The following is a 14,362-nucleotide window of genomic DNA, read 5'->3' as shown; positions in this document are numbered from 1 at the left end:
GCGCGCAGGTCGAGCCAGCAGGCGGCGGAGAACCCCAGCGGCAGAAGCTCCGGCGGTGCGTCCGGCGTCAGTTCGGGGCCTGCCATCAGCTCGGCCTGCATCGGCTGTACGGGCTTCGCGAGTCCGCGGCCCGAGCAGGGCACGCCCGGCCCTGCGATGTCTATAGATCGTTTATATGAGTCATTTGTGTTCTCCGCGTTGACTGCAAAATTCGCCCGGCGTGAAATTCCACGATCAGCCGAGGTCATCCGTCTCCAACCGGTCCTCGCACAGCATCGAGGAGCCCCAGCCGGTCCACCGGAAGTCCCTCGTGCACCGACACCGGCCTGACAGCATGTCGGCGTGACTGGAGAGGTGCACAACCACAACGCGGGATCGCCCCGGAACGTGATCCAGGCGAAGAACATCGGCGCCGTCTATCTCGGCTCCGCCCCCGCTCCCCGACACGGAGGACCAGCCCTCGCCGACACCGAGGAAGACGCCTTGGAGGGGTTGGCCCGCGAGGTCCTGGAGCAGTGGCTTGACGAGGCCAACGTCCGCGGTCTGCGGGAGCGGGTTCCGATGCTGGTGCCGTGGGAGCTGGAACAACCACACGGGAGCGAGTCGCACACGGGGCTGCCTGAGCAGCTCGGGTTCGAGGACGTGGTCACTCGGGTCCGGGCGCTCGCACCGCACCAGTTGGTGGTCACCGGTCCTGGCGGGGCGGGGAAGTCCTCCCTGGTCGTCCTGATCGTGGTCGAGCTGCTGGAAGCCCGAGCCAGGGTCCCCGGCTCACGGGAGAGCGTCCCGGTGATCCTGTCGATGTCCGACTGGGAGCCGGGGATCAGCATCCAGGACTGGGTCATCAGGCGTATCGGCGAGGAGTACGGGGGTCGCGTCGCAGGTCTGGATCGGCCCACCGTCGAGTCCCTGGTGCGGGGTCGGCGGATCGTTCCCGTGCTCGACGGCTTCGACGAGCTGTTGCCGCTGGCCCGCGAGAACGCGATGGAGGCGCTGAAGCGCGCACTCGGCACGAAGGACTCCCTGGTTCTGACGTCTCGGCCGGAGGCGTACCAGCACGCCGTGGACTCCTCGCCGGTGCTGCGCGGTGTGCCCGTCCTGCGCGCCCGCCCTGTCCCGCCGCAGGCCGGCAGGGCCTACCTCGCCCAGATGCGCCATCAGGACCGCCTCGGCCCCTGGCAGTCGCTCTTCGACGCGATGGAGGGCGACCCCGAGGGCCCGGTCGCCACCGCCCTGTCCTCTCCGCTGATGCTCTGGCTCGCGGCGACGGTGTACGCGCCGAAGGAGTCCGATCCTCGGGAGCTGCTCGATGCGACGCGGCTGCCCACGCAGGCGGACATCGAAGGCCATCTCCTGGACGGGCTGATCCCGGCCGTCTGCGCGCAGGGGCCGCAGCCGTCCTACCTGCCCGGCCCGGTGCGCCGTTGGAGGCTCGACAGCGCGCCCGCGTACTTTCGCTTCCTCGCCGACGACCTCCACCGCCGGCGCACCCAGGACATCGCCTGGTGGCAGCTGCGGAGCCTGCCGACCGCGCCGGGCGTCTGGGGCGCCGTCGTCCTCGTGGCCGTGGCCACCTGCGGTACGGCGGCCGGCTACGCGGTCGCGGGACTGGCCGACCTCCTTGGGGCCGCTCCCCCGCGGCCCGGGCTCGGGATCCCGGGAGTGGGCCAAGTGCTCGGGGCAGTCGCCGCGGTCGCCATCATCGCCACGGCGTTCGGGCGGGTCTTCACGCCGCACTTGTTCAGCGGCTTCGACCACCGCCCACGACGGCCGGCGGCCGGAGTCAGCGGCCGGGTGCTCCTGGCCGCGTCGGCCGTTGCCACCACAGCCGTCGGCATAGCCCTGCCCGGCAGCACGCCGGCGAGCCTGTGCGTCCTCTTCCTTCCCGTCCTCTCCGGTGTGCTCCTGACGCGGTCGGCCGAGTTGGACATGGCCGCCAGGCCGAGGCAGTTGTTGCGCGACGAACGCAGGATCGCTCTTGTCGAAGCCGCACTGGTCGCACCGGCCGTCGCAGGCACCTCGCTGGCGTTCTTCCACTGGCTCAACGGCGATCCGCTGCTCATCGGTGGCGGCCTCGTCATCAGCTGGTCGTGCTCGGCCGTGGTTCTGATGGCCCTCAGCCGGTGGGGCCGATGGACCGCCACGCGCCTCGTCCTGGCGGGGAGGCGACGTCTGCCACGGGACGTACTGGGCTTCCTGGAGGACGGCCGCCGGTTGGGCGTGCTGCGGCGGGTCGGCGGGGTCTACCAGTTCCGGCACACCGAGTTGAGGTCACGGCTCACCGACGGGGCGCCGGGCGAAATGCCCAGCGGTGCCGCAGGGCCGCACGAGGTGGTACTCAGAAGCAGTGTGCGGAGCTTCGGGGCCCTGATGGCATTCGCGTTCGAACTGTTGGCACTGGTCGCCGTCTTCCTCCTGGTGGTCTCCCCGATGTCCTCGGGATCGGGCTTCCGGGACGACTGGTACCGGACCTGGCTGCTGACGGTGCGCCAGGGGCCTGTCCTGCTCGGCTCGCTCGGCGTCCTCGTCCTGGCGGCACTTGCCCTGCGGGTGGTCGCGACGCGGCTGCGCATCAACGGCGAGGGTGTGGAACTCGACGGTGGCCGCAAGCTGCGGCTGCGATGGGACGACGTGGCTGAGGTACGGGTGCTCAGGATCCGGTCCCACAGGAACAGGGAGACCGGCTCCCTCGGTCTGATCAGCTCGTACTACCTCGTGATGAGACCGATGCCCGGACGGGAGTCGCCGCGATTCCGTACCACCTCGGACGGCTGGGTCCGGGTGTGGGAGCTGGGCCCCACCGAGGTGGTGCCGCTCGACCTGGAGGTCGCGCTGACCCGGTTCGCCGGCGACCGCTGGCGCCGTGACGTCTGAGGTCTGAAGGCTGTGGCCCGCGCCAGGAATGCGCCGGCCCGCCATGATCGGACGCCCCGCGGAACCGACGGCGGCGGAACTCCCGCAGCTCGGCCCTGACCGTCCGCACAGCGCTCCGCGGCTGCTCGGGCCGCCTTGCCTCGCCGCCCTCCGGATGCCTCAGGATTTTCCGCGGAAAATTCCAAGGCATCCGGAGGGGCCCGAGCAGCACCAGGGTGTCGGGGTCCCGGTTCACGCGCTCGTGCGGGGGAGGCTGGACACGTCACTGCCGTGGGCGCACCGGGCACGAGGAATTTTCCGCGGAAAATCGTGCCCGCCTGCCGAGAGCCGCCCGGCAGGGCGATCCGTTCGGTACGGCTTGAGCAGCTGTCGCCACGTGGCTCTGTCGTACGGTCGGCGCCTGCGAGGACCGGCGCTTGGACGGCCGATCGCTAAGGACCGGGGCACTCGGCGGACGTGTACTCGTCCGCGATGTTGAACAGGCTGGCACAGCGTGGGCATTCAGCACAGCCGAAGAGATACCTGATCCCGGCGGCGAGTGCCTCCTGCCCGTCCCGGACGGCAGTGTCGTGCATCCATCGGCCGGTCCTCGAGAGTTCCTCACCGGCCGCCGGCCGCAGGTCACGTCGCTCCACGTCGCCCAGGTTCCAGTCCCGGATCGCCGAGTAGCGCCCGTAGTCACCGATGGCGATCGTCACCTCCGCAGCGCAGTGGGGGCAGGCCAGGTGGTAGAAGTCGTCGGTGCAGTCCCCCAGGGCGGCGCTCCAGTGGTACTGCGCATTGACCGCCAGCAGGTCGCGGAACGCCGCGAGGTAGTCGTCCGGCCGCGACGTCAGATACAGGTCCAGCAGCACACGGAACTCGGCGACAGCCTCGGCACAGTCGGCGAACAGATCGTCGCAGCCGTGGTGCCCTGCCGCGCGCCGTACGATCGTGCCGGCCAGTGCGCGCGCCCGCGGATCGCTCGACGCGAGCCGCACGAGGCGGGGAAGGGCTGCGAAGCTCGCGGGGAAGACGAGGTCGCCTTCCAGGCACAGCCGGTATCCGAGTTCCATCCAGGCCTCGGCATCGCCTTCCCGTTCCACGCGTTCCAGAAGCTCGGGAACGCGATCGGCGTCCCCGTAGCAGTCGTACATCCGTGTCCAGTTCGCCACCCGGGCATTCAATCGTCTGGAGGCCCGAGATGAATCCCCCGGGTACCGGTCGGCTCTCCTGGTAGCCGATCGGCGGGCCGACCGATGACAGGGGCGGACAGCCTCGACCGAACAAGAGCCGCAGAATTTTCTGCGGAAAATCGGTGAGGCCACGAAACGGCCGACCCCTCGGCGCCGGGAGTGGAACCGCGTCCTGCCGATCCGGGCCGGGCACGCATCGCGGTCTGCGGGCACTGTCCGTGCCCGTCCTTAGAGTGGGCTGATGTGAGATCACCTGAAGAGCTGCAGACGATCGACTGGCCGTCTTTGGGGCACTTCTTCGGCGACGGCCGTGACGTCCCTGGCTGGATACGCGCCCTGTACTCCGACGACGGGCACCTGGCGGACAGGGCGCTGTCCGAGTTCTTCGGCCGGGCGTTGCACCAGGGGTCGGTGTCCTCGGCCGCCGTGGCGGCCGTTCCCTTCCTCGCGCACGCGGCGGTGCACGCCCGCCACGAACGGGCGGACGTGCTGGCGGCTCTGGCCGGATGCGGAGGCACCGAAGCGGAGCCGAAGCACGAGGACGAGGTGCGGGGGTGTGCCCGGGTCGCCGCCGAGGTGACCGGGCTGCTGCACCTGTTGCGCGACGAGGACCCGCTGGTGCGCCGCAACACGGTGCGTGTTGCCCGCCGGGCCACCGGCGAGACCGTCCCCGTGGTGCTGCGTGAGCTGACCGCCTGCTACGTGTCCGACCCGGCCGCCGCTGTCCGCGCCGAGGCGCTCACCGTCCTGACGCTGCTCGACCCGGACGGCGGCGCGGCCCGCCGCCGTCTCCGGTCGGCCCTGACGGATCCGGTGCCGGCTGTCCGCGCCGCCGCCGCTCTGGCTCTGCTGGAACGTTCGGAGGAGCCCTACCCGGTCGACGTGGTCGCCGTCCTGGCCGAGGCCGGAGGCGACCCCGGATTCGACCTCGGCAGCCACGAGTTCGCGCCGGGCATCGGCAGCACCGACGAACGCATCTGGATCCTGACCGAGGACGCGGACGCCCTGGCGACCGTGGCCCGTGGCTGGATCGCCCAGGGGGACCACCAGGGCCGGGGCACGCGCCGCGCCCGACACCTGTCGGCGATGTGGCGCGACCGCGAGGACGAGACCATCGGTCTGCTCGCCGAAGCCCTCCGCCACGAGCACGACCTCCGGGACCTCGGCGGCCTGCTCGACGTGATCTCCCAGTGCCTGTTCGGGGTTTCCCGCCCCGACCCGGCACTCGCCGACAACCTCCTCCCCCACGTCCACACCGGCACCCTCGCCGGCCGCCGCGCCCAGATGATCCTCGGTCAGCTCGGCGATCCGCGCCTCCTCACCGATGTCCCCGAGCCGGTCCCGGAGGCGCTGGCCGCGCTGGCGGTCCGTACCCGCGACCCCGAGCACCAGCGCCTCGCCCTACGGCACCGGGACGCCACCCACCTGGACAGCCTCTACACCGATCTCTCCGCCGAGGAGGCCCGCACCCACCTGCCCGACCTCACCCGCCTGCTGCGCGACCGCCCCACCCGGACCCTCGTCCGCCGGTTCAGCGACTGGGCGATCCGGGACGCCGGACTCCTCGACCCTCTGGAAGCCCTCACCCACGCAACCGATGACGAGCTCGCAGTCGCGGCAGCCGTCACCACCGCCCTCCTCACCGACGGCCCCGCCACCGTCCTGCGCCTGCTGGCGCACCGGCTCGCCGAGAACAGCCGACACCTGGAGGAGGCCGGACGCCTGGGCGATGCCGCCGCTCCCCTGCTGCCGCTGATCGAGTGCTACCTCGACGACGGCTACGACTGGACCCGGCTGCACGCCGCCGAGGCCCACTGGCGGATCGCCGGCGATCCGTCCGTCGCGCTCCCCGTCCTGACCGCGCTGGTCGACCCGTCCCGCCCCGTGGGCGTACGGGCCCTCCAGGCACTCCACCGGATCGGACCGCCCTACCCGCCAGACCTGCTACCGCAACTGCCGCACTGGGCGACCAGTGAACGCCGGCTGCTGCGCGAGTACGGCACCGGCTTCCCGGCCCAGCGGCACCGCGACGACCAGCTGCGCGAGACGGCACACCGGATGCTCGACTGACACCGGCACCAGGGGAGACCGAGCCCGACCCTCCGAGGGGACGCCGGAACACCGGGCCGCCCCTCCGCATCCGCCCGGGTCCGCCGGGAGTGCCCTCGACCCGCACGGAGAATTTTCCGCGGAAAATCCGCGACCGCCGGTAGTCGCACCTGAGGACGTATGTCCTGCGGAGAGGCGGCACACTGCGGACGGCCAGTCGTACCGAGTCCTCACAGCTCTCCGCCCCACGGAATTTTCCGCGGAAAATCGGAGGCCCTTCCCTGAGATCGCCGCCGCGTCGGTACGCGACTGTTGCCGTTCGAGGAAGCTGACGGCCCGCCGTGGCGGGAAGGACAAGGGAGGGACGGCGCGGGGGAGGCGCAGTGATGCGGACGGCGCGGGTGGCGGGGCAGGTGGCAGCAGCGGTGGTGTTGGCCCTGGGAGCCGCGGCCTGTACGGGGCATGACGATGGAGGCGGCGTCGGTTGGGGTTACGGCACGGTGCACTCGCCGGCCGTCGTCGTGCGGCCGACGCCGACGGGGCACGGGGTGACACTGTCGGAACCGGCCCCGGCGTCGGCGCAGTGGATCGTGGACGCCACGGCCGAACCGGGTGCCAGCCCGGAGAACTGTCCGGTGCCGTCCCTGGCGGACATGATCGTGCTCGACGACGAAGCCGGACACAGCCGCGCGGCCGCGGTGTGGCTGGGGGACGGCGGCGTCGAGTGCCTGGTCACGATCAGCAATCGCGACGGCATCAACCAGATCGTCCTCGCGACATCGCTCGACTCCCTGGCGGACAGACCGGTCCCGCTGTGGCTCGGAGGATGGGCGATCTTCACCGTCTTCCCCGGTGACGCGGGACGAGTCGTGGTCAAGGACGACGACGACCGCGTCTTCGGCCCGCCGCACCAGCGGTTGGTGGACTTCGGTGGCGGCCGGGAGTTCACGGTCGTCGAGTACGCCTACCTCCGCACAGGCCCGGAGCCCGAGGATCCGGCCTTCTCCGTCCGGGCGCGGGTGTGCCCGGACAGCACCGGCCCGTGCCTCCCGGCGCGCTGGATCGCCCCGTCGGCCTCACCGCTGCCGCTCCGGTCCACTTCCGAGGACCGCCCGCGACGGCACGTAGGGGCGGCGGGGGTCCTCGTGCGGAATGTTCACGGTGGACCGTGCCGGTGAACGGGTTCCGAGAGCGCGGTCCACTCGAAGGTGGGGAACCATCGGGCTGCGGAGTGACGCCGTTGACGACGGTACGGCCGTCCGGAGCGGCGGACGGCGGTGGGGGTGAGCTGCCGGTCGATCCGACGCCGGCGGTGACGGCCGGTCGCCGGCGGCGCGCCGCTCTGCCGGGTGGCCGGTCCACTCCTTCGTCGATTCCGGCGAACAGGGCAACCACCGGATCCCAGGGGTGACAGGATGACCGTCCACATCACGTTCTGGGAGGGGAAAGTGACACTACGTTCGGACGAGTGGGCAGTACTCGAGTCCCTCGCTCGGAAGAAGCAGGGCTGGACGATCGGCGAGCAGCCGTTGGAGGACCGGTACCGGCCGAGCAGTATCGTGCGGACACTGTCGGAGAAGGGCTTGTCCAAGCTCGCCACCGCCCGCCGTCTCGACGCCCTTGCCAGGGACGGCGTCCGGCCCCCCTGGGCCGCGCGCATCACCCGGCTGGGCCGCAGCGTCCTGGAGTATCGGGCCCATCAGGAGAGCCCGCCCGAGCCGGTGCCGCCCGCCCCGACCTCCGCACCGGGTTCGGAGATCAACGTGCGCGCCGTCGACATGGACTTGTTCCGGACGACCCTCGCGGCCGCCGAAGCCGGCTCTCTCACCGACATCGACGTCACCGCGCTGCAGAGCGTCGTGTCCAAGGCCCGGCCGGTGCCGGGAACCCACCGCCATGCCCTGGCCCCGGACAAGGCCGAGCTGGCGGTGGTTCTTCACGTGCTCTTCCTGGAGTCCCTGTACCGGGATGCCTCGGGTTACCACCAACTGCTGCGGGAGCTACCCATGTCGTGGCGTAGAGGGAGGCGGCAGGTCGTGATTCGGACGCCGCTCGACCGTTCCGCCGCGATCACGGCCCTCTGATGGAATCAGGAAGCGCATGACCTCCCGGGGCACGGGCACCTCATCCGCCTTGGGCGCCCAGGCCGCTACCCGGCAGACGAAAGCGCGGTGGCCGTCAGGTCGCGACCGGCCGACCACAATCGCGCCGCCTCCGCCGGGACGGACGGGCGGGCCAGGGACGGGCGTCCTTGTGCGGACCGACGACGCTGTCTCCCTGAGGCAGTGGAATTTTCCGCGGAAAATCATCCGCCCCCAGCCTCAAAGCACCATCTGCAGCACGTTGCCGGGCTGGAAGTCCCGCTGCAGGAACCGCCCTTCGTAGCGCGGCGCGGGCCCGCGGATCACGTCGATCGCGGTGGCCCAGGCCGCGGCGTCGGCGCCCTCGGGGGTCACGACCGTGTCGGCGGTCGTCAGCGCCACGTACTCTCGGGGCCGGACGGCCGGCCGCACCGCGTGGATCGCCACGAGTTGACGGGCCAGCAGGGGCAGACGCGTCGCCTGCCCTCCGTCGTCGAGGACCGTCCGGCCCGGCCGGTGGGTCATGAGGAGCGAGGGGTACTCGCAGTGCGCGGCGGTCGGATCGACGGCGACGAGTCCGGGAGCCGGCACGCCGGTTCCGGCGAGCGTGGTCAGGGCGTCGGCCTCCCTGTGCAGGAGGTCCTCGGCCGGGCCCTGCCGGGTCGGGTCGACGAAGGAGCGCAGTACCAGGTACCGGGTGCCCCCGTCCCGCGTGCCGACGATCAGCCTCCGCATGTCGGCGGTGGCGCCGCCGTGCAGCACCTCAGCTCCGACGATCCGCTCGCCGGACTCCAGGTGTCGGCGCACCCAGGCCAGTGCCAACGGCCGGACGGTCGCCGCCTCGTCATGATCGGTCACCGTGCCACCTCAACATCCGGACGGCGGCACGCGCGAACCCTTCTGGGCCCGTCCGCACGTCAGTGCCGGTGGTGGGTGGGAACGTCAGGCGAACAGGACTGTCCGCACCCGCAGCGAGGGGTGGGGAACCTCAGGGCCGTCCACACATTTCGTGAAGGTCACGGGGGTGAGGGCGAAGAGGTGATCGAGGGTCGTCCAGGCCGCCGGTTCGGAGCCCCGGGGCTGCTCAGACCTCCGCACTGTGTACCGTCCATCGGGTGAATCGTCATCTTGCCGATGCGCCTGATGGGCTCTCCCGCCGGGCTCGATCCTTCGTCTCCGCGCACGGCCTCCGAGTCGGCAGCACGGGGGTCGAGCAGTATCGGAGCCGCTGGCTGGAGTGCGGGATTCCGGCAGCGGAAGTCGACCGGGCCAGGGCCTTCGAGGAACGTTGGGGTGGCATGCTGCTTCCCCCGGCGCCGATGTATGACGGCGGACCGAGAATCCTCCGCCCGGACACGCCGGAGCGGACGCCGACGGACGGGTGGTGGTTCGAGGCTGGAGACCAGCGGACCGCGGTGCCCTTCTCCTTCATGATCGGCCCCCGTGGCGAGTTCGGAATCCACGCCGAGAGATGGGTGCCGCTGCATGCGAGCGTCGAAGGATGGGTCGAGTCGGTCGCGCTCGCACATCACGCCGCCATGTGGGCCATGCAGATCACCAAGGTCACCGGCGAGGACGTCGACGCCCTTCGACTCGGGCTCTACGAACCGGTTCCGGAGGTAGGAGCACTGGCCGATGGATGGTGGCGAGGCACGGACTCACTGATCGCGGTCTACATGTTGCTGACGCCTTTAGTCGACACATAGCGGGGATAGTTGTCACCAAGATCTAAAAGGCCCAGGCGAGCTTGACCCGATCAACCATGCCTCTGGCGCGCGAGCCTCACCGAAGCAATATCGGGCCATCCCTGCTGTCCATCAGCAATCGGCGGATTGCCGCCAGGCGTGGCCGCGTGCTGTCCGGCCCGTCGCAGTACCAGCGCCGGGCCCCGGGCTCCTCTTGCACCTTGGCCGTTCTCCTCGGGCCGCGTTCCGAAGGGTTCGACCCGGCCGGCGCGCATGCATCTGTTCTCCGCCCGCCTGCCAGGGTGGACCAGGATGCATGCACAGCCGATGATTACCGGTGTCGGCGCCCTGCGGCAGCCTTCAGCCTCATGGGCAGCCAGGCGCGGTAGCGGCGCAGGGCCTGGCGCTGCTGGCGTTGCTCCGCGAGGAGGGCGATGGCCGGGTGGATGCGGGGCCTGGGCTCGCTGCCGCGGGCGATGCGGCGCAGTTGGCGGCGGACCTGGGCCATGCTGGCGGCGGAGGCGAGGGGCTTGTCCTTCCAGGTGACTGGTCGCATCTGGCGGTCGGCTTCGCGGCCGACTGCCCAGCGGTTGGGCAGGTCTGGGGTGACGGCGAGGGCGGTGCCCATGCCGATGATTGCGACGCCGCTGGCCAGGACCTGTTCGGCGGTGGTGCGCCGGGTGATGCCGCCGGTGAGCATCAGCGGGACGGGGCTGGTGGTGACCAGGTCCTTGGCCAGTTCGAGGAAGTAGGCTTCGCGGGCCTGGGTGCGGGTGTCGGTGGCGCGGCCGGTCATGGCGGGGCTCTCGTAGCTGCCGCCGGAGAGCTCGACCAGGTCGACGTCGAGCAGGGACAGCCACTCGATCACCTGGCGGGCGTCGTCGGCGTCGAATCCGCCGCGCTGGAAGTCGGCCGAGTTGAGCTTCACGGCGACGGTGAAGGACGGGGAGACGGCGGCGCGGACGGCGCGGACGGTGTCCAGGAGCATCCTGGCCCGGTTCTCCAGGGATCCGCCCCAGGCGTCGGTGCGCATGTTGACCAGGGGCGACAGGAACTGCGACAGCAGGTAGCCGTGTGCGGCGTGGACCTCGACCCCGTCGAAGCCGGCCTGTTCGGCGCGCGCGGCCGTGAGGGCGAAGCGCTTGACGGTGGCGTCGATCTGCTGGGCGGTCATGGTGGTGGGGCGGCCGAAGCGGCCGCTGTGCTTGCCCAGGTCGACGCCGAGGTCGGACGGTCCCCAGACGACGCCGGGCATGTCGGAGGCGACCTGGCGGCCGGGGTGGTTGATCTGCATCCAGATCGCCCCGCCGGCGGACTTGCCGGCCTTTGCCCACTCGATGAACGGTTCCAGGGGTGCGGCCTCGTCCAGGACGACGCCGGCGGGGCCGGTCAGCGCTTCGGCGTGGACCATGACGTTGCCGGTGATCAGCAGTCCGGTGCCGCCGCTCGCCCAGCGCTGGTAGAGCCCGATCAGCTGCTGGTCCGGGAGCTGGCCGGTGCCGGCCATGTTCTCCTCCATGGCCGCCTTGGCGATCCGGTTGGGCAGCACCGCCCCGGAGCCCAGGGGCAGCGGCGTGAACAGTTCGCTGGCCATCTGATTCTTCCTCTTCCATCGACTAGGATGTGTACAGCGTTTACATTAAGGCAAAGAATGTAGGCACCGCAAACATCGGAGAGGGTGACCCATGACACAGGCGAATGCCTCGTACCATCACGGCGACCTGCGCGCAGCGTGCCTGCGCGCCGCCCGGGAGCTCCTGGAGGAGGACGGCAGCGCCGGCCTGTCCCTGCGGGCCGTGGCGCGACGGGCGGGGGTGTCGGCGACCGCCCCCTACCGCCACTACGCGGACCGCGACGCGCTCGTCTCCGCGGTCGCGGCTCAGGGCTACGTCGAGCTCGCCGACCACCTGGCGGCGGCGCACCCCTCACCCCGCACGCCCGAGGACCTCGCCGAGGTCGCCGTCGCCTACGTCCGCTTCGCCCTGGAGCGTCCGGCGCTGTTCCGGGTGATGTTCGCCGAGCCCTGCGACCCCACGAACGACGAGCGGGTCGCGGCGACCGCCGCCATATGGGAGTACGTCCGCGGCATCGTCCACGGCGTCTTCCCCGATTCCGACCCCGAGGCCCTGTCCACCGCCGTGTGGGCCGTCGTCCACGGCCTGGCCTTCCTGCACCTGGACGGCAAGCTCGACACCTCCACCCCCGAGACGGTGTCCGCCCAGGTTCACGCCGCCGTCCGGGCACTGCTCGCCGCGACCCCGGCACAACCCCGGCCGGAGGCCGGGGTGGCGGATCAGGTCGGCGCCTGACAGCGCGGGACGGACCGCTCCGGCCCGTCCCGCGAACCGCGGCCGCCCCCAGAATGTTGACACTGCACACTTTGCACCCTAATGTATGCAGTGAATACATTGGCTTGCCCATGCGAACGGACTTGCACCATGAAGGCAATCACGATCAAGGAACCCGGCGGCCCTGAGGTCCTGGAGTGGACCGAGGTCGAGGACCCGACCCCTGCGGCGGGCGAGGTGGTCATCGACGTGGCCGCCACCGCACTCAACCGGGCCGACATCATGCAGCGCTGGGGCCTGTACCCCCTCGCGCCCGGCACCTCCCCCTACCCCGGCCTGGAGGCGTCCGGCCGCATCAGCGCCATCGGCGAGGGCGTCACCGGCTGGAAGATCGGCGACGAGGTCTGCGCCCTGCTGACCGGTGGCGGCTATGCCCAGAAGGTCGCCGTTCCCGAGGGCCAGCTCCTGCCCGTCCCCAAAGGCCTCGGCCTCGTCGAGGCGGCCGCCCTGCCCGAGGCCGTCGCCACCGTCTGGTCCAACCTCGTCATGACCGCCCGCCTCGAGCACGGCGAGACCCTCCTCGTCCACGGCGGCGCCGGCGGCATCGGCACCGCCGCCATCCAGATCGCCAAGGCCCTCGGAGCCCGCGTGGTCACCACCGTCGGCGGCCCCGAGAAGGCCGCCCGCGCCCTGGAGCTGGGCGCCGACCTCACCATCGACTACCGCACCGAGGACTTCGCCAACCACGGCCCCTACGACGTCATCCTCGACGTCATCGGCGGCGAGTACCTCCAGCGCAACGTCCACTCCCTGGCCCCCGACGGGCGCCTGGTCGTCATCGGCCTGCAGAACGGCCTCGAAGCCCCGCTCAACCTCGCTGAACTGGTCTTCAAGCGCGCCTCCGTCCACGGCACCACCCTGCGCACCCGCCCAGCCGCCGACAAGGCCGCGATCATCGCCGAGGTACGCGAACGGGTCTGGCCGATGATCGAGGACGGGACTGTCAAGCTCGTCGTCGACCGCACCCTCCCGCTCGCCGACGCCACCGAAGCGCACCGCCTCATGGAAGCGGGCGGACACATCGGCAAGATCATCCTCGTCAACGACTGAGCGAAGGAACCCCATGGACACCCGAATCGATCTCGGTGACCTGCCCGTCGACACGAGTGCGCCGGCCCTGGTCACCGGAGCCACCGGCTACGTCGCCGGCTGGATCGTGAAGGGCCTGCTCGACGCCGGGGCCACGGTCCACGCCGCGGTCCGCGACCCCGGCAACGCCGACAAGGTCAGACACCTTCTCGCCGCCGCCGACGCCTCACCCGGGACGCTCCGCCTGTTCGCCTCCGACCTGCTGCAGGATGGCTCGTACCGGGAGGCCATGCAGGACTGTCGGATCGTGATCCACACGGCCTCGCCGTTCGCCCGGACGGTCCGCGATCCGCAGCGCGACCTCGTGGACCCGGCCGTGCACGGCACCCGCAACGTCCTGAACGCGGCGACGGAGGTCGCGAGCGTCGAGCGGGTGGTGCTCACCAGCTCGATCGCCGCGATGGTCGGCGACGCCCAGGAGGTCCGGCGCCTGCCCGGCCGGATCGTCACCGAGGAGGCCTGGAACACGACCTCGTCGCTGACCCACGAGCCCTACAGCTACTCCAAGACCCTCGCCGAGCAGGAAGCGTGGCGGATCGCCCGGGCCCAGGACCGCTGGCGCCTGGTCACCGTCAATCCCGGCCTGGTGATCGGCCCCTCGCTCAACCCCGACCCCACCAGCGAGAGCTTCGCCATCGCACGGCAGCTAGCCAGCGGCGAGGCCCGCTTCGGCGCGCCCCGCATCGCACTGGCCGTCGTGGACGTCCGCGAGGTCGCGTACGCGCACCTGGCGGCGGCCTTCCTACCCGAGGCCGAAGGTCGCCACCTCGTCGTGGCGGAGACCACCGACATCGTCGACCTCGGCCGCAGGCTGCTTCCCGCCTACGGAGCCGCCTTGGGGCTACCGCGCCGAGCGGTTCCCAAGCCCCTCGCGGTCGCCCTCGCGCCGGTGATCAAACTCCCCCGCGAGTACCTACGCCGCAACATCGGCTTCGACCTGCGCAGCGACACCGCCAAGAGCCGTCGTGTGCTGGGCGTGCGCTACCGGCCCGCGCAGGAGTCCATGGAGGAGATGCTCGGCCAGCTCGTCGCGCCCGGAGCGCCGAAGCGCTGAATCGGAG

General features: G+C 71.1%; 10 protein-coding genes and 1 pseudogene. 8 read left to right on the top strand and 3 right to left on the bottom strand.

All coding sequences use genetic code 11. The features are described 5' to 3' along the window. Positions 1 to 342: 342 nt before the first annotated feature. Positions 343 to 2,874, top strand: a complete 2,532-nt coding sequence (locus ACWDD9_RS34715) for a hypothetical protein (protein WP_449813833.1) — start codon at positions 343 to 345, stop codon at positions 2,872 to 2,874. Between the two features lie 431 nt (positions 2,875 to 3,305). Here ACWDD9_RS34715 and ACWDD9_RS34710 read toward each other — a convergent pair whose 3' ends face one another. Then, entirely contained in the window at positions 3,306 to 4,028 is a 723-nt protein-coding gene (locus ACWDD9_RS34710; RefSeq protein ID WP_449813832.1) for a hypothetical protein, read from the bottom strand. A 264-nt stretch (positions 4,029 to 4,292) separates the two neighbouring features. Between ACWDD9_RS34710 and ACWDD9_RS34705 the strand changes: the two genes are divergently transcribed. The 3 genes from ACWDD9_RS34705 (at position 4,293) to ACWDD9_RS34695 (ending at position 8,182) form a co-directional block, all read left to right on the top strand. Then, positions 4,293 to 6,119, top strand: coding sequence for a hypothetical protein (locus ACWDD9_RS34705; protein WP_449813831.1), 1,827 nt, complete (start codon positions 4,293 to 4,295; stop codon positions 6,117 to 6,119). A gap of 527 nt (positions 6,120 to 6,646) precedes the next feature. Further along, entirely contained in the window at positions 6,647 to 7,276 is a 630-nt protein-coding gene (locus tag ACWDD9_RS34700) for a hypothetical protein (RefSeq protein ID WP_449813830.1), read from the top strand. A gap of 237 nt (positions 7,277 to 7,513) precedes the next feature. Beyond that, positions 7,514 to 8,182 carry a hypothetical protein gene (locus tag ACWDD9_RS34695; RefSeq protein ID WP_449813829.1) on the top strand — a complete coding sequence of 223 codons (669 nt, stop codon included), beginning with the start codon at positions 7,514 to 7,516 and terminating at the stop codon, positions 8,180 to 8,182. Between the two features lie 252 nt (positions 8,183 to 8,434). Here the strand turns inward: ACWDD9_RS34695 and ACWDD9_RS34690 are convergent. Continuing rightward, a pseudogene (locus tag ACWDD9_RS34690) lies at positions 8,435 to 9,037 on the bottom strand (phosphotransferase family protein); the annotation flags it as partial. A gap of 440 nt (positions 9,038 to 9,477) precedes the next feature. Between ACWDD9_RS34690 and ACWDD9_RS34685 the strand changes: the two are divergent. Next, on the top strand, positions 9,478 to 9,885 hold the full coding sequence (locus tag ACWDD9_RS34685) for a hypothetical protein (RefSeq protein ID WP_449813828.1): 408 nt from the start codon (positions 9,478 to 9,480) through the stop codon (positions 9,883 to 9,885). A 310-nt stretch (positions 9,886 to 10,195) separates the two neighbouring features. Here ACWDD9_RS34685 and ACWDD9_RS34680 read toward each other — a convergent pair whose 3' ends face one another. Continuing rightward, positions 10,196 to 11,458, bottom strand: coding sequence for an NADH:flavin oxidoreductase/NADH oxidase family protein (locus ACWDD9_RS34680; RefSeq protein WP_449813827.1), 1,263 nt, complete (start codon positions 11,456 to 11,458; stop codon positions 10,196 to 10,198). A gap of 91 nt (positions 11,459 to 11,549) precedes the next feature. Here ACWDD9_RS34680 and ACWDD9_RS34675 point away from each other — a divergent pair, with 91 nt between their 5' ends. From ACWDD9_RS34675 to ACWDD9_RS34665, 3 genes are all read left to right on the top strand, one after another. Next, the gene (locus ACWDD9_RS34675; protein ID WP_449813826.1) at positions 11,550 to 12,173 is read left to right on the top strand and encodes a TetR/AcrR family transcriptional regulator; all 624 of its coding nucleotides are present in this window, start codon (positions 11,550 to 11,552) and stop codon (positions 12,171 to 12,173) included. A gap of 129 nt (positions 12,174 to 12,302) precedes the next feature. Then, on the top strand, positions 12,303 to 13,262 hold the full coding sequence (locus tag ACWDD9_RS34670) for an NAD(P)H-quinone oxidoreductase (protein WP_449813825.1): 960 nt from the start codon (positions 12,303 to 12,305) through the stop codon (positions 13,260 to 13,262). Between the two features lie 13 nt (positions 13,263 to 13,275). Beyond that, positions 13,276 to 14,355: an NAD-dependent epimerase/dehydratase family protein gene (locus ACWDD9_RS34665; RefSeq protein WP_449781437.1), complete on the top strand. Its 1,080-nt coding sequence runs from the start codon at positions 13,276 to 13,278 to the stop codon at positions 14,353 to 14,355. The last annotated feature ends 7 nt before the right edge of the window (positions 14,356 to 14,362 follow it).

This window comes from Kitasatospora sp. NPDC001119 (genome assembly GCF_053598475.1).
Note: the sequence above shows the minus strand (reverse complement) of the source record. Positions and strands in the feature narration are given on the sequence as shown.

Coding starts and splice junctions, on each gene's coding strand:
- ACWDD9_RS34685 (WP_449813828.1), top strand. CDS start 9,478: ATGCTGCTTCCCCCGGCGCCGATGTATGACGGCGGACCGAGAATCCTC.
- ACWDD9_RS34680 (WP_449813827.1), bottom strand. CDS start 11,458: ATGGCCAGCGAACTGTTCACGCCGCTGCCCCTGGGCTCCGGGGCGGTG.
- ACWDD9_RS34695 (WP_449813829.1), top strand. CDS start 7,514: ATGACCGTCCACATCACGTTCTGGGAGGGGAAAGTGACACTACGTTCG.
- ACWDD9_RS34670 (WP_449813825.1), top strand. CDS start 12,303: ATGAAGGCAATCACGATCAAGGAACCCGGCGGCCCTGAGGTCCTGGAG.
- ACWDD9_RS34675 (WP_449813826.1), top strand. CDS start 11,550: ATGACACAGGCGAATGCCTCGTACCATCACGGCGACCTGCGCGCAGCG.
- ACWDD9_RS34665 (WP_449781437.1), top strand. CDS start 13,276: ATGGACACCCGAATCGATCTCGGTGACCTGCCCGTCGACACGAGTGCG.